Source organism: Yinghuangia sp. YIM S10712, from assembly GCF_051388935.1.
Lineage (GTDB): Bacteria > Actinomycetota > Actinomycetes > Streptomycetales > Streptomycetaceae > Yinghuangia.
The window spans coordinates 265,997-287,332 of sequence record NZ_JBPKBI010000004.1 but is presented as its reverse complement, the minus strand read 5'-3'; the positions used below and the strand labels follow the sequence as shown (position 1 = coordinate 287,332).

18 protein-coding genes are annotated in these 21,336 nt (G+C 71.1%); 15 read left to right on the top strand and 3 right to left on the bottom strand.

The window, feature by feature from the left end; genetic code table 11:
- Positions 1 to 21 precede the first annotated feature (21 nt).
- On the bottom strand, positions 22 to 2,184 hold the full coding sequence (locus tag ACRX5W_RS13235) for an elongation factor G-like protein EF-G2 (protein ID WP_436788268.1): 2,163 nt from the start codon (positions 2,182 to 2,184) through the stop codon (positions 22 to 24).
- Between the two features lie 306 nt (positions 2,185 to 2,490).
- On the opposite strand from ACRX5W_RS13235, the gene pgsA reads away from it, so the two are divergent.
- The 7 genes from pgsA to ACRX5W_RS13200 all read left to right on the top strand — a co-directional run bounded on the left by pgsA (position 2,491) and on the right by ACRX5W_RS13200 (position 8,880).
- Positions 2,491 to 3,144, top strand: coding sequence for a phosphatidylinositol phosphate synthase (gene pgsA, locus ACRX5W_RS13230; protein WP_436788267.1), 654 nt, complete (start codon positions 2,491 to 2,493; stop codon positions 3,142 to 3,144).
- Positions 3,141 to 4,121: a phosphatidylinositol mannoside acyltransferase gene (locus ACRX5W_RS13225; protein WP_436788266.1), complete on the top strand. Its 981-nt coding sequence runs from the start codon at positions 3,141 to 3,143 to the stop codon at positions 4,119 to 4,121. The genes pgsA and ACRX5W_RS13225 overlap by 4 nt, the downstream gene beginning before the upstream one ends.
- Positions 4,118 to 5,257 (top strand): glycosyltransferase family 4 protein, encoded by a 1,140-nt coding sequence (locus tag ACRX5W_RS13220; protein WP_436788265.1) that lies wholly within the window; start codon positions 4,118 to 4,120, stop codon positions 5,255 to 5,257. The genes ACRX5W_RS13225 and ACRX5W_RS13220 overlap by 4 nt, the downstream gene beginning before the upstream one ends.
- Positions 5,254 to 5,802 (top strand): hypothetical protein, encoded by a 549-nt coding sequence (locus ACRX5W_RS13215; protein ID WP_436788264.1) that lies wholly within the window; start codon positions 5,254 to 5,256, stop codon positions 5,800 to 5,802. The genes ACRX5W_RS13220 and ACRX5W_RS13215 overlap by 4 nt, the downstream gene beginning before the upstream one ends.
- 171 nt (positions 5,803 to 5,973) lie before the next feature.
- On the top strand, positions 5,974 to 6,897 hold the full coding sequence (gene pdxS, locus ACRX5W_RS13210) for a pyridoxal 5'-phosphate synthase lyase subunit PdxS (RefSeq protein WP_436788263.1): 924 nt from the start codon (positions 5,974 to 5,976) through the stop codon (positions 6,895 to 6,897).
- Positions 6,898 to 7,393: 496 nt separating this feature from the next.
- The gene (gene pdxT / locus ACRX5W_RS13205; protein ID WP_436788339.1) at positions 7,394 to 7,999 is read left to right on the top strand and encodes a pyridoxal 5'-phosphate synthase glutaminase subunit PdxT; all 606 of its coding nucleotides are present in this window, start codon (positions 7,394 to 7,396) and stop codon (positions 7,997 to 7,999) included.
- A gap of 128 nt (positions 8,000 to 8,127) precedes the next feature.
- Positions 8,128 to 8,880, top strand: a complete 753-nt coding sequence (locus ACRX5W_RS13200; protein WP_436788262.1) for a YebC/PmpR family DNA-binding transcriptional regulator — start codon at positions 8,128 to 8,130, stop codon at positions 8,878 to 8,880.
- A 92-nt stretch (positions 8,881 to 8,972) separates the two neighbouring features.
- On the opposite strand, the gene ACRX5W_RS13195 is transcribed toward ACRX5W_RS13200, so the two are convergent.
- Together ACRX5W_RS13195 and ACRX5W_RS13190 are read right to left on the bottom strand one after the other, a co-directional pair.
- The gene (locus tag ACRX5W_RS13195) at positions 8,973 to 10,253 is read right to left on the bottom strand and encodes a mannosyltransferase family protein (RefSeq protein WP_436788261.1); all 1,281 of its coding nucleotides are present in this window, start codon (positions 10,251 to 10,253) and stop codon (positions 8,973 to 8,975) included.
- Positions 10,254 to 10,493: 240 nt separating this feature from the next.
- Positions 10,494 to 11,033 (bottom strand): group III truncated hemoglobin, encoded by a 540-nt coding sequence (locus ACRX5W_RS13190; RefSeq protein ID WP_436788260.1) that lies wholly within the window; start codon positions 11,031 to 11,033, stop codon positions 10,494 to 10,496.
- Positions 11,034 to 11,195: 162 nt separating this feature from the next.
- Between ACRX5W_RS13190 and ruvC the strand changes: the two genes are divergently transcribed.
- The 8 genes from ruvC (at position 11,196) to ACRX5W_RS13150 (ending at position 21,283) form a co-directional block, all read left to right on the top strand.
- The gene (ruvC, locus tag ACRX5W_RS13185) at positions 11,196 to 11,744 is read left to right on the top strand and encodes a crossover junction endodeoxyribonuclease RuvC (RefSeq protein WP_436788259.1); all 549 of its coding nucleotides are present in this window, start codon (positions 11,196 to 11,198) and stop codon (positions 11,742 to 11,744) included.
- Positions 11,745 to 11,748: 4 nt separating this feature from the next.
- Positions 11,749 to 12,363, top strand: a complete 615-nt coding sequence (gene ruvA, locus ACRX5W_RS13180) for a Holliday junction branch migration protein RuvA (protein WP_436788258.1) — start codon at positions 11,749 to 11,751, stop codon at positions 12,361 to 12,363.
- Positions 12,364 to 12,826: 463 nt separating this feature from the next.
- On the top strand, positions 12,827 to 13,930 hold the full coding sequence (gene ruvB, locus ACRX5W_RS13175) for a Holliday junction branch migration DNA helicase RuvB (RefSeq protein ID WP_436788257.1): 1,104 nt from the start codon (positions 12,827 to 12,829) through the stop codon (positions 13,928 to 13,930).
- A gap of 171 nt (positions 13,931 to 14,101) precedes the next feature.
- The gene (yajC, locus tag ACRX5W_RS13170; RefSeq protein WP_436788256.1) at positions 14,102 to 14,524 is read left to right on the top strand and encodes a preprotein translocase subunit YajC; all 423 of its coding nucleotides are present in this window, start codon (positions 14,102 to 14,104) and stop codon (positions 14,522 to 14,524) included.
- Positions 14,525 to 14,685: 161 nt separating this feature from the next.
- Positions 14,686 to 16,587 (top strand): protein translocase subunit SecD, encoded by a 1,902-nt coding sequence (gene secD, locus ACRX5W_RS13165; RefSeq protein ID WP_436788255.1) that lies wholly within the window; start codon positions 14,686 to 14,688, stop codon positions 16,585 to 16,587.
- Entirely contained in the window at positions 16,587 to 17,765 is a 1,179-nt protein-coding gene (gene secF, locus ACRX5W_RS13160; protein ID WP_436788254.1) for a protein translocase subunit SecF, read from the top strand. Before secD ends, secF begins: the two co-directional genes overlap by 1 nt.
- 80 nt (positions 17,766 to 17,845) lie before the next feature.
- On the top strand, positions 17,846 to 18,382 hold the full coding sequence (locus ACRX5W_RS13155; RefSeq protein ID WP_436788253.1) for an adenine phosphoribosyltransferase: 537 nt from the start codon (positions 17,846 to 17,848) through the stop codon (positions 18,380 to 18,382).
- Positions 18,383 to 18,868: 486 nt separating this feature from the next.
- Positions 18,869 to 21,283, top strand: coding sequence for a RelA/SpoT family protein (locus ACRX5W_RS13150; protein WP_436788338.1), 2,415 nt, complete (start codon positions 18,869 to 18,871; stop codon positions 21,281 to 21,283).
- Positions 21,284 to 21,336: the final 53 nt, after the last annotated feature.

Below are 21,336 nucleotides of genomic sequence, written 5' to 3'. Positions count from 1 at the left end.
CCGGGGGCCTCTGAGGCCGGGTCAGTGTGCCGTCTCGGCCTTCACCTTCGCGGCCAGTTGCGGGGGCATGGGCTCGTGGCGGACGTACGACCGGCTGAAGGTGCCGGTGCAGTGTGAGATCGAACGCAGGTCGATCGCGTACCGGCTGATCTCCACCTCGGGGACCTCCGCGCGGATCAGCGTGCGGCCGACGCCGACGGGTTCGGTGCCCACGACCCGGCCGCGGCGGGACGACAGATCGCTCATCACGCCGCCGACATAGTCGTCGGAGACGATGACGCCGATCTCCGAGACGGGTTCGAGGAGATGGACATTCGAACCCGCCGCGGCCTCGCGCAGCGCCAGCGCCCCGGCCATCTGGAACGCCATGTCGGACGAGTCCACCGAGTGCGCCTTGCCGTCCACGAGCGTCACCCGCAGATCGACCACCGGGTGCCCGGACACGACACCGCGGGCCATCTGGGCGCGCACGCCCTTCTCGACCGACGGGATGAACTGCTTCGGGACCGCGCCGCCGTAGACCTTGTCGACGAACTCGAATCCGCCGCCGTTGGGCATCGGCTCGACCTCGATCTCGCACACCGCGAACTGGCCGTGACCGCCGGACTGCTTGACGTGCCTGCCACGCCCCGACGCCTTGCCCGCGAAGGTCTCCCGCAGCGCCACCTTGTGCGGGACCGCGTCGACGGCAACGCCGTAGCGGGCACGCAACCGGTCGAGTAGGACCTCGACGTGCGCCTCGCCCATGCACCACAGCACCAACTGCCGTGTGTCCGGGTTGTTTTCGAGCCGCAGCGTGGGATCCTCGGCGACCAGGCGGGCCAGGCCCTGCGACAGTTTGTCCTCGTCGGCCTTGCTGTGCGCCTCGATCGCGACCGGCAGCAGCGGGTCGGGCATCACCCACGGCTCCATCAGCAGCGGGGTGTCCTTGTCGGAGAGCGTGTCACCGGTCTCCGCGCGCGTCAGCTTCGCCACGGCGACGACGTCGCCCGCGATGCCGCGGTTCATCTGCCGCTGCGTCTTGCCGAGCGGCGACGACAGCGCGCCGATCTTCTCGTCGACGTCGTGGTCCTCGTGCCCGCGATCGGCCAGCCCGTGGCCGGACACGTGCACGGTCATGTCCGGGCGCAGCGTCCCGGAGAACACGCGTACGAGGCTGATCCTGCCGACGTACGGGTCCGACGTCGTCTTGACCACTTCGGCGACCAGCGGGCCCTCGGGATCGCAGGTCAGCGGCTCGCGCGGCTTGCCCTCGATCGTCGTGACCGGCGGCACCTCGTGCTCGGGCGGCGAGGGGCAGGCGCGGACGACGCCCTCCAGCAGCTCCACCGAGCCGAGCCCGTTGACCGTCGACGACGCCAGGATCGGGTAGAACGACCCGCGCGCGACGGCCACCTCAAGGTCGGCCACAAGCGTGTCGACGTCCACCTCCTCGCCGCCGAGGTAGCGGTCCATCAGGGTCTCGTCCTCGCTCTCCGCGATGACGGCCTCGATGAGGCGGTTGCGGGCCTCCTCGATCAGGGGAAGGTGCTCCGGCTCGGGGTCGCGGACCTCACGCGTGCCGGACGAGTAGTCGTACACGCGCTGGGTGAGCAGCCCCATAAGGCCGGCCACCGAACCGTCGCCGTCGTGCACCGGCAGGTACAGCGGCAACACCCGGTCCGAGTCGCCGTCACCGAACGCGTCCTGGCAGACCGCGGTGACCTCGTCGAAGTCGGCACGCGCCGAGTCGAGTTTGGTGACCACGATCGCCCGCGGCATCCCGACCGCCGCGCACTCGTCCCACAGCATGCGCGTCGAACCGTCGACGCCGTCGGCCGCCGAGACGACGAAAAGCGCCGCGTCGGCGGCGCGGAGACCGGCCCGCAGGTCGCCGACGAAGTCCGCGTACCCGGGGGTGTCCAACAGATTGATCTTGGCACCGTCGAACTCGACCGGCGCGACCGACAGCCCCACCGAGCGGTGCTGACGGTGCTCGATGTCCTCGAAATCGGACACCGTCGTCCCGTCCTCGACGCGACCGGGGCGCGTGATGGTTCCGGTCGCCACGAGCAGGGACTCCACGAGCGTCGTCTTTCCGGCGCCCGTGTGGCCGACGAGCACGACGTTGCGCACCCTGTCGGGGCCGTCCACGGCAGGGCCTACGCCTGCGGCCCCGGTTGAACCACCAGACCTGTCCGCCAATGCGCCCACCTCCTCGTCCGTCGTGGAGGTGCGGGTAGGCCGGGAGTCGGCCTATTTGGTCCGCACATCCGGTTCCTCACGGGCAGCTTTCCGCCCAAAGCGGGGCGAGCACAAGACTGTGCGACGCTCCGGTTCAAGTCTCCGCCCGGAACGCGGCCCCGACCACTGCGGCGGCCCGCCCACGCGGGGACACCGGGCCGGGCCGCGTCAGTACGATGGCGTCACCGGGCGGACGCGGCGGGGATCCCGGGGGATCCCGCGGCGCCCGCGTTCCAGGCGGTCCCCAGGCGATCCTTCGGGAAGGCGATGCTCAACAAATACGCACGCGCGTTCTTCACCCGCGTGCTCAATCCGTTCGCGAGCTTCCTCGTCCGCAAAGGGGTCAGCCCAGACACCGTCACGCTCATCGGAACGCTCGGCGTCGTCGCCGGCGCGCTGGTGTTCTTCCCGTTCGGACACTTCTTCGTCGGGACGCTGGTGATCACCGCGTTCATCTTCTCCGACCTGGTCGACGGCAACATGGCCCGCCAGATCGGCCGGTCGACCAAGTGGGGCGCGTTCCTGGACTCGACCCTCGACCGCGTCGCGGACGCCGCGATCTTCGGCGCGCTCGCGGTGTGGTTCGCCGGAGACGGCGACAACCTGCGGCTCGCCGTGCTCTGCGTCTTCTGCCTCGCCTCCGGCCAGGTCGTCTCCTACACCAAGGCCCGCGCCGAAAGCCTGGGCCTCAAATGCGACGTGTCCGGCCTCGTCGAACGCGCCGAACGCCTCGTCGGCGTGCTCGTCGCGACCGGGTTCGCCGGGCTGGGCGTGCCGTACATCCAGGAAGTCGCCCTGTGGGCCATCGCGGTCGGCAGCTTCGTCACCGTTTTCCAGCGCATGCTCGCGGTGCGCCGCGAGGCCGACGGCCTGGAGATGACCAGGCCGGGCGCGACCCCGGAAGGCGGTGGCACAGCGTGAAACAGCGCCTGGTCGACGCGGGGTTCGGCCTGGGCTGGTCGCTGGTCAAGTGGCTGCCGGAGAAGGTCACGCGCGCCGCGTTCACCGCAGCCGCCGACGTGGTCTGGTACCGCAAGGGCGCCGGCGTCACGCAGTTGGAGGCCAACCTTCGGCGGGTGCTTCCGGACGCGGACGACGACGAGATCCGGAAGACCTCGCGCGCGGGAATGCGGTCGTACCTGCGCTACTTCCAAGAGGCGTTCCGGCTGCCGGTGTGGGACCGGAAGACCCTTCATGAGCGCATGACGATCACGCGCCTCGACCGGCTGGAAGAGGCCTCGGCACGCGGCAAGGGCGTCATCATCGCGCTGCCGCACATGGCCAACTGGGACCTCGCCGGAGCGTCTGTCACCGTACGCGGCTACCCCTTCACCACGGTGGCCGAGCGGCTGAAACCCGAGGCCCTGTTCGACCGGTTCGTGGCCTACCGCGAATCCCTCGGCATGGAGGTCCTGCCGCTCACCGGCGGCGACGCCAATATCTTCGGGGTTCTCGCCCGGCGCCTGCGCGAAGGCCGCCTGATCTGCCTCCTCGCCGACCGCGACCTGACCCGCAGCGGCGTCCCGGTCGACTTCTTCGGCGAACAAACGCGCATGCCGGCCGGGCCCGCCGCGCTGGCGATCCAGACGGGCGCCGCGCTGATCCCGGCCACCCTCGCATACCGCGAGACCGGCATCCACGCGACCCTTCACCCCGTCGTCGCGGTGCCCGAGGAGGGCGACCGCAAGAGCCGTATCGCGGCGATGACACAGGAAGTCGCCGACGCGTTCGCCGCCGGAATCCGCGAACACCCCCAGGACTGGCACATGCTGCAACGCCTGTGGCTGGCCGACCTCGACGCCGAACGGCTCGCGAGGATCGAGGGCCGGCCGACCCCGGGCGACCGCCGGCCGGGCGGCCCCGCGACCGGCACCCCCGGGTCGGGGAGCGCCGCGTGAGGATCGGCGTGGTCTGCCCCTACTCCTGGGACGTGCCGGGCGGGGTGCAGTACCACGTGCGCGACCTCGCCAACTGGCTCATCGCACGAGGCCACGACGTGTCGGTCCTGGCCCCCGCCGACGACGACACCCCGCTGCCGCCCTACGTGGTCGGCGCCGGGCGGGCCGTCCCGGTCCGCTACAACGGCTCCGTCGCGCGCCTCAATTTCGGCTTCCTGTCCGCTGCCCGGGTGCGCCGCTGGATCCACGACGGCGACTTCGACGTCCTGCACATCCACGAGCCCGCCACGCCCAGCCTGTCGCTGCTCGCCTGCTGGGCGGCGTCCGGGCCGGTCGTGGCGACGTTCCACACGTCCAACCCCCGGTCGCGGGCGATGATCGCGGCGTACCCGATCCTGCAACCCGCGCTGGAGAAGATCAGCGCGCGCATCGCGGTCAGCGAGTACGCGCGCCGCACCCTCGTCGAACACCTCGGCGGCGACGCGGTCGTGATCCCCAACGGCGTCGAGGTCGCCTTCTTCGCCGACGCCGCGACCGAACCCGACTGGCAGGGCACCCCGGCGGCCCCGACACTCGGCTTCATCGGACGCATCGACGAACCCCGCAAAGGGCTGCCCGTGCTCATGGAGGCGTTCCCGCGCATCGCCGAGGCGTTCCCCGGCGCCCGCCTGATGGTCGCCGGACGCGGCGACGCCGAGGAAGCCGTCGAAGACCTGCCCGACAGCCTGCGCGACCAGGTCACCTTCCTCGGCATGGTCAGCGACGAGGAGAAGGCCCGCCTGCTGCGCAGCGTCGACCTCTACCTCGCGCCGAACACGGGCGGCGAGAGCTTCGGCATCATCCTGGTCGAGGCGATGTCGGCCGGCGCGCCCGTGCTCGCGAGCGACCTCGACGCGTTCCGCCAGGTCCTCGACGGCGGCCGGGCCGGCGAGCTGTTCCCGGTCGAGGACGCCGGCGCGCTCGCCGACGCCGCCACCGCGCTGCTGCGCGACCCCGATCGCCGCGCCCGGCTCCGTGACATCGGGGCACGGCACGTCCGCCGCTACGACTGGGCCGCCGTCGGCGCCGACATCCTCGGCGTCTACGAAACCGTCACCGCCGGAGCCGGCTCCCGGCCCGAGGGGCTGACCCGATGACGACCTTTGTGTGGATCGCCGTCGCCGCGGTGGCGATCGGCATCTACCTGAGCTGGACCGCCGGGCGCCTGGACCGGCTGCACGCCCGCGTCGACTCCACCCGCGCCGCCCTCGACGCGCAACTGGTACGCCGCGCCTCCATCGCGATGGAGATCGCCACCTCGGGCCTGCTCGACCCGGCGAGTTCCCTCGTCCTCGCGGGCGCCGCCCACGACGCGCGCGGCGCCGCCGAGGAGGATCGCGAAATGGCGGAGAGCGAGTTGACCCGGGCGCTGCGCATCGTCTTCGGGGAACCCGAACAGGTCGAGGACCTGCGCGGCCGGATGGGCGGCGACGAACTGATCGGCGAACTCCAGACAGCGGTGCGCCGCGTGCCCATGGCCCGGCGCTTCCACAACGACGCCGTCCGCTCCGCGCGGGCGGTGCGCCGGCACCGGCTCGTGCGCTACCTGCGGCTCGCGGGGCACGCCCCGTACCCGGTGACCTTCGAGATGGACGACGAGGAGCCGCCGACGCTGCTTCCGGGCGGCACAGCGGCGCCCTGACAGGCCTCCGCATGGGGGCCGAACCGGTCCCTGCGCCGGAACGCGCGGTGGCGCAGAGGCGTCGGGCACGCAAAGTGGTCCGGTTTTTCGCCCCCAGAGTGGCGCAAAACGGTGGGCCCGTTCACTCGTACGATGGAACGGCAACGTCATCCCCGTCGTGTGAGGTCAAGCGTGTCCACCACCCCCGCAAGCCCCGAGTCGTCCGGCAGCGCCCCCAGGACCGGCACCGAACTGGTCAAGCGCGGCATGGCCGAGCAGCTCAAGGGCGGCGTGATCATGGACGTGGTCACGCCCGAACAGGCCAAGATCGCCGAGGACGCCGGCGCCGTCGCGGTCATGGCCCTCGAACGCGTGCCCGCCGACATCCGCAAGGACGGCGGTGTCGCGCGCATGTCCGACCCCGACATGATCGACGGCATCATCGAGGCCGTCTCGATCCCGGTCATGGCCAAGGCCCGCATCGGCCACTTCGTCGAGGCCCAGGTTCTCCAGGCGCTCGGTGTCGACTACATCGACGAGTCCGAGGTCCTGACCCCGGCCGACGAGGTCAACCACATCAACAAGTGGAAGTTCACGACCCCGTTCGTGTGCGGCGCCACCAACCTCGGCGAGGCCCTGCGGCGCATCGCCGAGGGCGCGGCGATGATCCGCTCGAAGGGCGAGGCCGGCACCGGCAACGTCGTCGAGGCGACCCGCCACATGCGTACGATCCTCGGCGACATCAAGAAGCTCGCCGGTCTCGACGAGGACGAGCTGTTCGTCGCCGCCAAGAACCTCCAGGCTCCGTACGCCCTGGTCAAGGAGGTCGCCGGCCTCGGCAAGCTGCCGGTCGTCATGTTCACCGCGGGCGGGATCGCCACCCCGGCCGACGCGGCGATGATGATGCAGCTCGGCGCCGAGGGCGTCTTCGTCGGCTCCGGCATCTTCAAGTCCGGCGACCCGGCCAAGCGCGCCAAGGCCATCGTGGACGCCACGCTGCACTTCGAGGACCCGGAGATCATCGCCAAGGTCTCCCGCGGGCTCGGCGAGGCCATGGTCGGCATCAACATCGACACGCTGCCGGACAACGAGCGCTACGCCGGCCGCGGCTGGTGACGGCGCGCCGGTGCCGTGACCGGGAGGATTCACCGCCAGTCGCGCCGGGCCTGCCGAGCGCCGCGCGGCGGCTCCGGTGGCCCGCCGAGGCCCCGTGCGACTCCCCCCGCGGCCGCGGCACCGGCACGGCCGCACCGCGGCGCACACACCCGCGAACCCTCACGCACGCCTGGGTCTGTCGGATGGATCTCCCCGCGCGGCACCCGGAACGCCGGCCGCGTCCGGCAGCGCGGGACGGCAGGGCGCGGAACCCTGAGCCCCCGCCCGGCCGGTGCCCTTGCGCCCGGCCCGCCGGGGCTTCCGAGGCGCCCGCAACGGCGTGGGCACGCGCCGCCGACCGAGGTCGGCACGGCAGTACCGCGTCCCGCGGAGATCCACCGGACAGGCACCCGTGCGGCGGGCCGCGCCGCGGTGCGAGCCGACGACCCTCCCCGGCCGGCGACGAACCGGCCGGGCACGTGACGAACTTCCGAGGTCCCCTGTGCCTTCTCCCACGATCGGCGACCCCACGATCGGCGTACTCGCCGTCCAAGGCGACGTCCGCGAACACGCCGCCGCCCTCGCCGAGGCCGGCGCGCTCGCCCGACCCGTGCGCAAAGCACACGAGATCGCGGAGGTCGACGCGCTGGTCATACCCGGCGGCGAGTCGACCACGATGTCCAAGCTCGCGGTGTCCTTCGGGCTGCTGGAGCCGCTCCGCGCCCGGGTACGGGACGGCATGCCCGTCTACGGCTCGTGCGCCGGGATGATCATGCTCGCCGACAAGATCCTCGACGGCCGCCCTGACCAGGAGACGGTCGGCGGCATCGACATGACCGTCCGCCGCAACGCCTTCGGCCGACAGAACCAGTCCTTCGAGGCGGACGTCGCGTTCGCCCCCACCCCGGAAGCGCCCGTGCACGGGGTGTTCATCCGCGCCCCGTGGGTCGAGTCGGTCGGCACCGGCGTCGAGGTGCTGGCCACGCTCGACGCCGAACCGCACGCCGGCCGCATCGTCGCCGTCCGGCAGGGCAACCTCGTCGCCACCGCCTTCCACCCCGAGCTGACGGGCGACCGCCGCGTGCACGAGTATTTCGTCGCGATGGTCCGCGCCGCGCTGTGACCGGCGTGCACCGTCTGCCCTGCGGGCCGGAGCACGGTGTGAATCGCGGCACGCACGCGTCGGTAGGATCTTTGGCAGGTGGCCTCCGGGCCGCGCACGAAGCAGGTGACGAGAAGGAGTAGAGGCGGATGTCCGGCCACTCAAAGTGGGCGACCACCAAGCACAAAAAGGCCGTCATCGACGCCAAGCGCGGAAAGCTTTTCGCCAAGCTCATCAAGAACATCGAGGTGGCGGCGCGCACCGGCGGCGGTGACATTTCGGGAAACCCGACGCTGTACGACGCCATCCAGAAGGCGAAGAAGAGCTCGGTCCCCAACGACAACATCGACCGCGCGGTCAAACGCGGGTCGGGAGCCGAGGCCGGCGGCGCGGACTACCAGTCGATCACCTACGAGGGCTACGGTCCGAACGGCGTCGCGGTGCTCATCGAGTGCCTGACCGACAACCGCAACCGCGCGGCGTCCGACGTGCGCGTCGCGATGACCCGCAACGGCGGATCGATGGCCGACCCGGGTTCGGTGGCGTACATGTTCTCTCGCAAGGGCGTCGTGATCGTGCCGAAGAACGGCCTCAGCGAGGACGACGTGCTCGGCGCGGTGCTCGACGCGGGTGCCGAAGAGGTCAACGACCTCGGCGAGTCGTTCGAGGTGGTCAGCGAGGCGGGCGACCTCATCCCGGTGCGCACGGCACTCCAGGACGCGGGCATCGACTACGACTCGGCCGAGGCCAACTTCCTGCCGAGCGTCACCGTCGAGCTCGACGAGGACGGCGCGCGCAAGATCTTCCGGCTGATCGAGGCGCTGGAGGACTCCGACGACGTGCAGAACGTCTACGCGAACTTCGACGTGTCCGACGACGTCATGGAGAAGATCGAGGCCTGATCCGCGAAGCCGCACCCCTGCGCGGGGACCACGTGCGAAAGGGGCCGACCGCAGTATGCGGCGGCCCCTTCGGCATCCCGGGGGCACACCGGTCAGGGGTTGGTGTCGACGACGTACACCAGGTAGGCGACGTACCAGCCCGAGAACACCGCCCCCGCGACCAGCAGCACTCCCGCGACCTTGCGCGGCCAGCGGGCCATCAGCACCGCGAGCGGCAGCGAGATCGTGAAGGCCGGGAGCATGAACCGCGGCTTCGACTGGAAGAACCAGCCGTTGCTCGTCGTGAGTGCGAGGAACATCACGACGCCGCCGTAGATGTGGATCGGCAGCGGGACCTTGCGGTTGCGGAACGACCACACCATCAGCGCGACCGACAAGATGATCACGAAGGTGCACACGACGTAGATCGGGCGGCCCAGGTGGGTCAGGTATTTGTGCATCCACTGGACAGTGCTCACGCCGAAGTCGAAGCGCAGATTGAACGCCTTGTCCTGGATCCAGAACCACGCGTCCCAGCGCTTGCCGATCACGCCGACCCACACGATGAACCCGACCACGCCGAGCGGAGCGAGCACGGTCGCCACGATCGGACGCCGTGCCTCGGGGCCCAGCAGGCCCACGCGCGTGCCGTCGTCGCGCCGGCTGAAGACGATCTGGAGCGTGGCCACGCCGAGGGCCGCGACCACCGCGAACGCCGTGTTGCGGGTGAGGCCGGCGAGCAGGCACAGCACCAGGGCCCTGGTCCACTGCCGCCTTATGATCGCCAGCAGGCCCCACGAGGCGAACGCGACGAACAGCGCCTCGGAGTAGACCATCGTCAGGACCATCGAACCGGGCGCCGCCGCCCACAGCAGCGCGAAGATCGTCGCCGTGCGATGGCTGCCGGTCAGCTCCCGGCCGAGTGCGTAGACACCCCAGGCGCTGACCGCGCCGGCCACGAGGGTGACGAGCATGCCGGCGTTGAGGCTGCTGAGGCCGGTGAGGTTGGAGACCAGCCGGACCAGATAGGGATAGCCCGGGAAGAACTCGACGTTGACCCAGTACGGTTTGCCCGCCGGGGACACCGGGAGTTTGTCGACGTAGCCGAAATCGGCGATGTCCCGGAACCACTTGCCGTCCCAGGAGCCGACCATCGACCAGAACGGCTTGTTCGCCGCGCGGGCCATCAACGCCAGGACGACGAGGTTGATCGCGCGGGCGATCAGGTAGCCGATGATCGCTGGGAGAGCCGGGCGGATCGCCGTCCGGAACCGCCGCCCACCCGCCAGCGCCGCCCTCCGCAGCCGCTCCCTGGGATCCGTGCCCCGGGACGTCGGATCGGCAGGCAGCTTGGCCGCCGCGTCCGGGGCGACCGGGGTGGACGGTGACGGCATGGGCGGCCCTTCCGGGATTCCTCGTGGCGGGTTGCGGCGTGCTGCCGCGCGTGCGCGGCGGGGCCGACGGATGCCGAGGTGCCCGGAGTGATCAAGCGGACACGGCGGCGGACACAGCCTAGCGTCGCGGGTTCCGGCGCCGGTGCGGGTCCGGGGCCGAGGGCCGGTGCCGGAGATCGATGGTGACCGGGCCGTCACCGCGGTGTTATCGGACGTACCGTCAGGTCGGCGGGGGAGGGGTCACCGCCGCGCGCTGAGGGGAAGCTGCGTACGCCCCTCCGGACCCGGTGCCCAGGGCTGCTGCCCGTCGTCGGGAATCTCCAGGCGCTTGCGCATCGCGGCGGCGACGCGCTCGGCCTGCACGACCGCGCGGCGAGCCACCGGCCCGGTGAAACGCGCGCCGACGGTGTTCGCCCAAAGCTGTGTCCAGCGCGTGAAGTGCGCTGCGGTGAGGGGGAATTGCGCGTGCAGCGTCTGGTGCGGCTGCAAGGCGTTGCCGCGATAGCTCCCGCGCCGCAGCAGCGCCACCTCCCAGAAGTCCGCGAGGCGGGGGAGGTGCGCCTCAAGATCCATCCGCGCGACGTCGAGGAACACGTGTCCGAGCAGGTCGTCGGCGAAGGCCGCGGTGTAGAAGTCTTCGAGCAGCAGGACGATGTCGTCGCGCGACGCGATGTCGGCGCGTGCCGGATCGGTCGCCGGACCACTCGCACGCTCGGTCGCGACATCCGTCGCGGGAGCGATGGCGTCCGGCGGCGGCGCGGGGTCGGGGACAGTGGGCATGCCGACCAGGGTACGCCGGGTCGGCGTTTGCCCGGGTTCGCGGTGGTCTCGCGGTCGCTTCGCCGGGGCCGGTCCCGGCGTGGCTCGGCTGCGGTGGCGGTGTTCTTCGCTAGGGTCGGTCGCGGCCGACGAACAAGTGTTCGTATCGGGAGGGGGTTGCGGGTGCGGGTGTTCGGAGTCGACCCGGGGCTGACCCGGTGCGGGCTCGGCGTCGTCGAAGGCGGTGTCGGCCGGCCGTTGCGCATGGTCGAGGCCGGGGTGGTGCGTACGCCGGCGGACGATCCGATCGACGCGCGGCTGCTCGCCGTCGAGCAAGGCATCGAGGAATGGCTCGACAGGCACCGGCCGGACTGCGTCGCCGTTGAACGCGTGTTCAGTCAGCACAACGTGCGCACCGTCATGGGCACCGCCCAGGCGTCGGCCGTCGCGATTGTGTGCGCCGCGCGCCGCGGACTGCCCGTCACGATGCACACCCCCAGCGAGGTCAAGGCAGCGGTCACCGGCAGCGGTCGCGCCGACAAAGCGCAGATCGGAACCATGGTCGCGCGCATCCTGCGGCTCGACTCGCCGCCCAAGCCCGCCGACGCGGCCGACGCCGTCGCCCTCGCCATCTGCCACATCTGGCGCGGCGCCGCCACCAACCGCCTTGCCGCGGCCGTCGCCGCCGCCCGCACACCGTCCCCGCGCCTGCCGCGCGGTACGCAAGGATGACCCCGTGATTGCCTTCGTCAGCGGCACCGTCGCCGCACTCGGTCCGGAACTCGCCGTCGTCGAGGTCGGCGGCGTCGGCATGGCCGTCCTGTGCACGCCCGGCACCCTGGCCGGCCTCCGGGTCGGCGACCACGCGCGGCTGGCCACGAGCCTGGTCGTCCGCGAGGACTCCCTGACGCTGTACGGGTTCGCCGACGACGACGAGCGCACCACCTTCGAGCTGCTGCAAACCGCGAGCGGCGTCGGCCCGCGCCTCGCGCAGGCGATGCTGGCGGTCCACAGCCCCGACGCCCTGCGCGCGGCGGTTGCGGGCGGCGACGAGAAAGCCCTCACCGCGGTCCCGGGGATCGGCAAAAAGGGCGCGCAAAAACTCCTCATCGAGCTCAAGGACCGTCTCGGAGCGCCCACCGGCACCACCGCACCCGGTGCCGTCCGGGGTCCGGCCTCCTGGCGCGACCAGTTGCACACCGCTCTCGTCGGCCTCGGCTACGCCGCACGCGAGGCGGACGAAGCGGTCGACGCCGTCGCCCCTGACGCCGACGCCGCGACCGCCGCGGGCGGGGAACCCGATATCGGGACGCTGCTGCGCTCGGCGTTGCGCGGCCTGAACCGGCGGTGACCGGATTGCGGACGGGACGGGAGCGTCCGGAAGCGGTCTGCGGTGCCGCGCGTGCGGTGACGGGCCACCGGCGGCCGAGGCCCCGAGGTGCCCGACAAGCTCCCCGCGGAACTCCCGTGGCGCCCGGTGCCGCATGGCAGGTGCCCGACGGGGTGCTTCGCGCTGCGGCGTCGGGCGTGCCCATGGCGATTTCCGGTTCCCCCGCCGAGGCCCTGACGGCATGCCGGCGGGAGGGCCGATTCCCTTCATGTGCTGAGCATTTCGCGGTGTCGTCGGGCCGACGGGACCCGGCTCGGCCGCCGGTGGCAGCCTGGCCCCGCGGTGCGCCGGCGGTATACCGCGCCCGCTGTCGGCGACGTACGCAAGGATGGCCGGCGGGCAGGGGCGGCAACCCGGCTCGACGCGGCGCACGCGGCGTACACGACAGACCGGCACGCGATCACGACCACAGGGGCGGAACGGCATGACGCACGACGGGGACCGCCTGGTGACCGCCGAGGCGGACGGTGAGGACCAGGCGGTCGAGGCCGCGCTGCGACCGAAGAGCCTCGACGAGTTCATCGGGCAGGAACGCGTCCGCGAGCAGCTTTCGCTGGTGCTGCGGGCCGCCCGGGCGCGTGGGGCGGCACCCGACCACGTGCTGTTGTCCGGGCCGCCCGGGCTCGGCAAGACCACGCTGTCGATGATCATCGCCGCGGAGATGGGTGCCCCGATCCGCATCACCTCGGGGCCGGCGATCCAGCACGCGGGCGACCTCGCCGCGATCCTGTCGTCGCTCGCGGAGGGCGAGGTGCTGTTCCTCGACGAGATCCACCGCATGTCGAGGCCCGCAGAAGAGATGCTGTACATGGCCATGGAGGACTTCCGCGTCGACATCATCGTGGGCAAGGGCCCCGGTGCGACCGCGATCCCGCTCGAACTCCCGGCGTTCACCCTCGTCGGCGCGACCACCCGCGCGGGCCTGCTGCCGCCGCCGTTGCGCGACCGCTTCGGGTTCACCGGCCACCTGGACTTCTACGCGCCGCACGAACTGGAGCGCGTGCTGCACCGCTCGGCCCGGCTGCTCGACGTGCCGATCCACGACGACGGAGCCGCCGAGATCGCCGGGCGCGCACGTGGCACGCCGCGCATCGCCAACCGGCTGCTGCGACGCGTCCGGGACTACGCGCAGGTGCGGGCGGACGGCGAGGTGACGCGGGAGGTCGCCGCGCTCGCCCTGGATGTGTACGAGGTCGACGCGCAGGGTCTCGACCGGCTCGACCGCGCGGTGCTGCACGCGCTGGTGACCCTCTTCGGCGGCGGCCCGGTCGGGCTGTCGACGCTCGCGGTCGCGGTCGGGGAGGAGACCGAGACCGTGGAGGAGGTGGCCGAGCCGTTCCTGGTCCGCAGCGGCCTTCTCGCGCGTACGCCCAGGGGCCGGGTCGCGACGGCGGCGGCGTGGCGGCACCTGGGACTGGCCCCTCCGCAAGGGGTCGCGAGCGGACAGTCGGGGCGTAGCGCCCAGCAGGGACTGTTCGGTGACGAAGGGTCCGTGCCCGGAACCGGTGCGGTGCCGACGGCGGAGTGACCGCCGCGGAGCCTGTCGCGCATCCGGGGCCGGTGCCCGGGAACGCCTGGGCCGACGGATCGTTGTTCCTTGTGTATCCGTCCGTCTAGACTCCGCCGAGGCCACACGTCGGCCTTGATCACCCCATGATCCGAGCCGCCGAGCGGCACCGGAAAGGAACCGTTTCCAGCCGTGGACATCCTCAGCCTTCTGCCCATCCTGCTCATCTTCGTCGTGATCTATTTCTTCATGATCAAACCGGCGAAGAAGCGCCAGCAGGAGGCGATGCAGACGCAGCAGTCGTTGCGTCCCGGATCCGAGGTCCGCACGATCGCGGGTCTGTTCGCCACCGTCAGCGAGGTCGAGGACGACTCCGTCATCCTGGAGATCGCGCCCGGTGTCCACTGCCGGTACCTCAAGAGCGCCATCGCGGCGGTGCTCAGCACCGGTGACGACGAGGACCACGGCGACCACGACGGCGGCCACGACGGGGACTCGGACGAGGACGGCACCCACGGCGGCAGCGATGCCGACGGGGTCGACCTGGACAAGAAGCCGGAAGGCGGTTCGACCCGGGACGACGGCGACACCGACGGCGAACAGCCGCGCCAGTAGGGCTGTTTCGCCGGGCGACGACGGCTGCGGGGCCGTCGTTCCCAGGGCGTCGTCGGCAATAGAGTCAGGTCCAGGCCACGTATGCACCCGGTCAAGGGGCCGGGTGCTGTGTCGTGACCGGTGGAGTGCGCCGGGCGACACCGACAGGGAGATGGGCGAAGGTGGCAGCACCGAAATCAAGTACGCGCGGGCACCCGGGGCGGGCCCTGGTCTTCATCACGGTGGTCATCGCCGCCCTGTATGGGCTCATGTTCGCGACGGGTGACACGACACCGCGCCTCGGCATCGACCTCGCGGGCGGTACGAGCGTGACGCTCCAGGCCAGGCCGGAGCAGGGCGACAGCGCTGCGATCAACCCGCGCAACATGGACACCGCGGTGTCGATCATCCGCGACCGTGTCAACGCGTTCGGCGTCTCCGAGGCCGAGGTCCAGACCCAGGGCGACGACCACATCGTCATCAACATCCCGAAGGGCGAGGGCGAGCAGGAAGCCGTCGAGCAGGTCGGCCGGACCGCCAAGCTGTACTTCCGGCCGGTGTTGGCCGCCGAGTCGCAGACGGTCACCAAGCCGCAGAACACCGCGTCGCCGCCACCCACCTCGACGGCCTCGACTCCGCCGCCATCCTCGCCGCCGGCGGTCTCCCCGACCGCGTCGGTGCAGGGCCAGGGCGCCGCCACGTCCCCGCCGCCCGCGTCGCCGACCGCGAGCTCCAGTGCGAGTTCCGCGTCCTCGGCGAGCGCCACGGCCAAGGCGTCGACCTCCGCCACTCCGCAGAGCCGGGTCATTCCGAACCTCCCGGAGGCCACCCCGCCCGCGCCGGTCACACCGCCGGCCGCGAGCACCCCGGCCGTGCCCGCCACCACCCCGCCGCCGATAGACATGACGCAGGCCACCGACCCGGCGGCGACGGGCGCGGGCAACGACCTCGCGGCGTACGGCGTGACTCCCGAGCAGCAGGCCGAGTACGCGGCGCTCAACTGCTCGGACCCGGCCCAACGCGGCATCGGCGAGGAGACCCTCCGCGACAAGCCCGTCGTCGTGTGCGACTCGGAGGAGTCCGACGGCCAGATCCAGAAGTACATCCTCGGCGCCGCCGCGATCGACGGCACCGATCTGGACTCCTCGGAAGCGCAGCTGCCCCCGCAGGGCCAGGCGGGCGGCTGGCAGGTCGCCCTGGACTTCGACGGCACGGGCACCGGCAAGTTCACTCAGATCACCGGCGACCTCGCAGCCGGCCAGTACCCGACGAACCGCTTCGCGGTCGAACTGGACGGTACGGTCGTCGTGGCCCCCACAGTCGACCAGGAGCTCCCCGGCGGCCAGGCGGTCATCACCGGCGACTTCAGCCGCGGCGAGGCCAAGGGCCTCGCCAACATCCTGAGGTACGGCGCGCTGCCGCTCTCCTTCACCCAGAGTGAGGTCAGCACGGTCTCGGCCGCACTCGGCTCCGACCAACTGCGCGGCGGCCTCATCGCCGGTGCGATCGGCCTGTTCCTGGTCGCGCTGTACTCGATCATGTACTACCGCGGACTCGGTGTGGTCAGCCTCGTCAGCCTCCTCGTCTCCGGGCTGCTGACGTACGCGGTCATGTGCCTGCTCGGCAGGGGTATCGGCTTCGCGCTGAACCTTCCTGCGGTCTGCGGCGCGATCGCCGCCATCGGCATCACCGCGGACTCGTTCATCGTCTACTTCGAGCGCATCCGCGACGAGGTGCGCGAGGGCAAGTCGCTCCAGCCGGCCGTCGCCCGTGCCTGGCCGCGTGCCCGCCGCACCATCCTCGTGTCCGACTTCGTGTCGTTCCTCGCCGCCGCCGTCCTGTACTGGGTGTCGGTCGGCAAGGTCAAGGGCTTCGCGTTCACGCTCGGCCTGACCACGCTGCTCGACATCGTCGTGGTGTTCCTGTTCACCAAGCCGCTGATGGTGATCCTGGCGCGCAAGAAGTTCTTCGCGTCCGGCCACCCGTGGTCCGGCCTCGACCCGGCGCGCCTGGGAGCCAAACGGCCTCTCGCGTACCGCGCGACGCGGCGGCCCCGGCCCACCGTCGAGCCCAAGGAGGCCTGATGTCACGCCTCTCCGATCTGCGCAACGTCGGCCACCGGCTGTACAACGGCGATGTCGAGTTCGACTTCGTCGGCCGCAAGAAGATCTGGTACATGACCTCCGCGGTCATCCTGCTCCTCGCCCTGGGCGGGTGGCTCGGCCGCGGTCTGTCGTACGGCATCGAGTTCGAAGGCGGTGCGGTCTACACCGTCAAGAAGGAAGGCATCACCGTCGCGCAGGCGCACGACGCCATAGAGCCGTTCACCCAAGGCCACGAGCCGATCGTGCAGAAGGTCGGCGGCGACCAGGTCCGCATCCAGATCGCCAGCAAGGACACCGCGAACTTCAACGAGATCACCCAGGCGCTCAGCAGGGACCTCGGGGTGGCCCCGAGTGACATCAACAGCGAACTGGTGGGCCCCAGTTGGGGTGAAGAGATCTCCAAGAAGGCCCTGCAAGGCCTGATCATCTTCATGATCCTCGTGGTCATCTATCTGACGTTCGCCTTCGAATGGCGCATGGCCGTCGCGTCGTTCATCGCACTGATCCACGACATCGTGATCACGGTCGGCGTGTACGCCCTGATCGGATTCGAGGTCACGCCCGGCACGGTCATCGGCCTGCTGACCATCCTGGGCTACTCGCTCTACGACACCGTCGTCGTGTTCGACACCGTCAAGGAGACGACGCGGGGCATCACCAAGCAGAACAAGATCACCTTCAGTCAGGCCGCCAACCGCGGCCTGAACCAGACCCTGGTGCGGTCCATCAACACCACGGTCGTCGCCCTCCTGCCGGTCGGTGCGCTGCTGTTCGTCGGCGGTGGCATTCTCGGCGCGGGCATGCTGAAGGACATCGCCCTGTCGCTGTTCGTCGGCCTCGCCGCCGGCGCCTTCTCGTCGATCTTCATCGCGACGCCGATGTACGCCGACCTGAAGGAGCGCACGCCGGAGATGCGGCAGCTCGCCAAGCGCGTCGCGCAACACCGCGCGGCCCAGGAGAGGGCGGCGGCGAAGAACGCCGAGACCGGGGAACGCGGCGGGCAGTCCGACGCCGACGAGGCGAACCCCGGTGGTGCCGAGCCCGCCGCCGCCGGTTCGGCGTCCGGGTCCACGTCGGCGACGGGAACGGCGGGCGTACGGCGCCAGGCGTCCCGCAGCCGTTCGCGCAACCGTCCGAGCGGCAAGCGCAAGCACTGACCACCGGTGACCGGGTGGCCGCGGCCGTACTCCGCCGCAGCCACCCGGTCACCCGCCTTCCGGGGAGGACAAACCCGACCGTGGAACTCCGCGACCTGCTCGAAAGCCGCATCCGGGACGTCCCCGACTGGCCCAAACCAGGCGTCGTCTTCAAGGACATCTCGCCCCTGCTCGCCGACCAACAGGCCTTCGGCGCCCTCGTCGAGGCCCTGGCGGACCAGTGCACCGCCGTCGGCGTCGACAAGGTCGTCGGGATCGAGGCCCGCGGTTTCATCCTCGCCGCGCCCGTCGCCTTCCGTACCGGCGCCGGATTCGTGCCGGTCCGCAAGATGGGCAAGCTCCCCTGCGCGACCTACGCCGAGAACTATGAGCTGGAGTACGGCTCCGCGACGCTCGAAGTGCACCAGGACGCCTTTGTCGCGGGTGACCGCGTCCTCGTCATCGACGACGTGCTCGCCACGGGCGGGACGGTCGGCGCGACGATCGAACTCATCCGCCGTGCCGGAGCCCGGGTCGTGGGCGTCTCCGTCCTGATGGAGCTCGGCTTCCTCGGCGGCCGGGCGAGGATCGAACCCCTGCTGGCCGACACCGCGGTGCGCTCCTTCATCGAGATCTGATCGCCGGACGCGGTCCCCCGATGGGCCACTCTCGTTACGATGGAGGCTCAAGTGGGTTTTCGGACGATCATCACCGCCCCCACATCACCGACACCACATCAGCACCACAGCACCACACCGGCGGGAGGAGTGCCGTTGCCGGACGAGGTCGTGCCCGTGGCACCGACATCGGGAGCGCCCGCCTCGGGACGTTCCCAGGGCCCCTTGCGGGACACGTCGGCCCGGGTCCACCGGCAAGCACCGGACGCGCCTGCCACCGCGCCCGGCCCCGCCACCGACCGCCCGGTCGGTGCCGACGCGTCGCGCCCGCACCCGGAGTCCCCGACCCGGGACACCGGACCCGGCCCGCAAGCACCGGGGACACCGGCGACACCGGCGGAACCCGCGGTGCCGTCCGCCGCGGCGGCGGAGACACCAGCGTCACCCGAACCGCAGGGGACACCCGCGCAGCCACCCACACCGCCGCCGGCCCCGGCCCACGGCGAGGTGGGCGGCACCACCGACCACGGAGCCGCAGCGGCCGGAGCCGCCGGCCCCGAGTCGCGCGCCGTCCAGACCCGCACTCCGACCCGCCGCGGCTCGACCGGCGGGGACCGCGTGCGCAACCTCCGCAGCGACACCGGCGGCCGGGTCCGCGCCCGGCTCGCCCGGCTCGGTGTCCAGCGCAACAGCGTCTACAACCCGGTGCTGGAGCCACTGCTGCGCATCGTGCGCGCCAACGACCCGAAGGCCGACCTGCGCGAGATCGAGCGGGCGTACACCACCGCCGAGCGCTGGCACCGCGGCCAGCGCCGCAAGAGCGGCGACCCCTACATCACGCACCCGCTCGCCGTCGCGACGATCCTGGCCGAGCTCGGCATGGACCCGCCCACGCTGATGGCCGGCCTGCTGCACGACACCGTCGAGGACACCGACTACGGCCTGGAGACGCTGCGCCGCGACTTCGGCGACACCGTCGCGATGCTCGTCGACGGCGTCACCAAGCTCGACAAGGTCAAGTTCGGCGAGGCGGCGCAGGCCGAGACCGTGCGCAAGATGGTCATCGCGATGGCGAAGGACCCCCGCGTCCTGGTCATCAAACTCGCGGACCGCCTCCACAACATGCGCACCATGCGCTACCTCAAGCGCGAGAAGCAGGAGCGCAAGGCCCGCGAGACGCTGGAGATCTACGCGCCGCTGGCCCACCGGCTGGGCATGAACACCATCAAGTGGGAGCTGGAGGACCTGGCGTTCGCCATCCTCTACCCCAAGATGTACGACGAGATCGTGCGCCTCGTCGCAGAGCGGGCCCCCAAGCGGGACGAATACCTCGCCGTCGTCATCGACCAAGTGCAGGAAGACCTCGGCGGCGCACGCATCAAGGCCACCGTCACCGGGCGGCCCAAGCACTACTACTCCGTCTACCAGAAGATGATCGTCCGCGGCCGGGACTTCGCGGAGATCTACGACCTGGTCGGCATCCGCGTCCTCGTCGACTCGGTACGCGACTGCTACGCCGCGCTCGGCACCATCCACGCGCGGTGGAACCCGGTGCCGGGGCGGTTCAAGGACTACGTCGCGATGCCCAAGTTCAACATGTACCAGTCGCTGCACACGACGGTCATCGGCCCCGAGGGCAAGCCTGTCGAGCTCCAGATCCGCACCTTCGACATGCACCGCCGGGCCGAGTACGGCATCGCCGCGCACTGGAAGTACAAGGCCGAAGCGGTCGGCGGCAACCGCGCCGCGGCGGACACCAAGGCCGCCAAGAAGGACAACAGCCAGGTCGGCGACATGGCATGGCTGCGCCAACTCCTCGACTGGCAGCGCGAGACGGACGACCCGGGCGAGTTCCTGGAGTCGCTGCGCTTCGACCTGTCCTCGCAGGAAGTCTTCGTCTTCACACCCAAGGGCGACGTCATCGCGCTCCCCGCCGGATCGACGCCGGTGGACTTCGCGTACGCCGTCCACACCGACGTGGGCCACCGCACCATCGGCGCGCGCGTCAACGGCCGCCTCGTGCCGCTGGAGAGCCGCCTCGACAACGGTGACCTCGTCGAGGTGTTCACCTCCAAGGCGGAGTCGGCCGCGCCCAGCCGCGACTGGCTCGGCTTCGTCAAGTCACCGCGCGCCCGCAACAAGATCCGCCAGTGGTTCTCCAAGGAGCGCCGCGAAGAGGCGATCGAACACGGCAAGGAAGCGCTCACCCGCGCGATGCGCAAGCAGAACCTGCCGATGCAGCGCCTCATGACCAGCGGAGACACCCTGGTCACCCTGGCCCACGAGCTCCGCTACAGCGACATCTCCGCGCTGTACGCGGCGATCGGCGAACAACAGGTCTCGGCGCAGCATGTCGTGCAGCGCCTCGTCGCCTCCCTCGGCGGCGAGGAGGGCGCGACCGAAGACCTCGCCGAGGTCACCACCCCGACCGCCACCCGCCGAACCCGCCGGGCGAGCGGCGACCCGGGAGTGATCGTCAAGGGCGTCGAGGACATCTGGGTCAAGCTGTCGCGGTGCTGCACCCCGGTGCCGGGCGATCCGATCATCGGTTTCGTGACCCGCGGCAGCGGCGTGTCCGTGCACCGCAAGGACTGCGGCAACGTCGAGTCGCTGTCGCAGCAGCCGGAACGCATCGTCGAGGTGGAGTGGGCGCCGACCGCGTCCTCGGTTTTCCTCGTCGCCATCGAGGTCCAGGCGCTCGACCGGTCACGGCTGCTGTCGGACATCACGCGCGTGCTGTCCGACCAGCACGTCAACATCCTGTCGGCGTCGGTGACCACCAGCCGCGACCGCGTGGCGCTCAGCCGCTTCACGTTCGAGATGGGCGATCCGAAACACCTGGGGCACGTGCTGCGGGCGGTGCGCGGTGTCGAGGGCGTCTTCGATGCTTACCGTGTGACCAGCGGGCGCCAACAGGGCTGAACACGCCGAACCCGCTGAACACGCCGAAGCCGGAGCCAGGCAACAGAACGGGG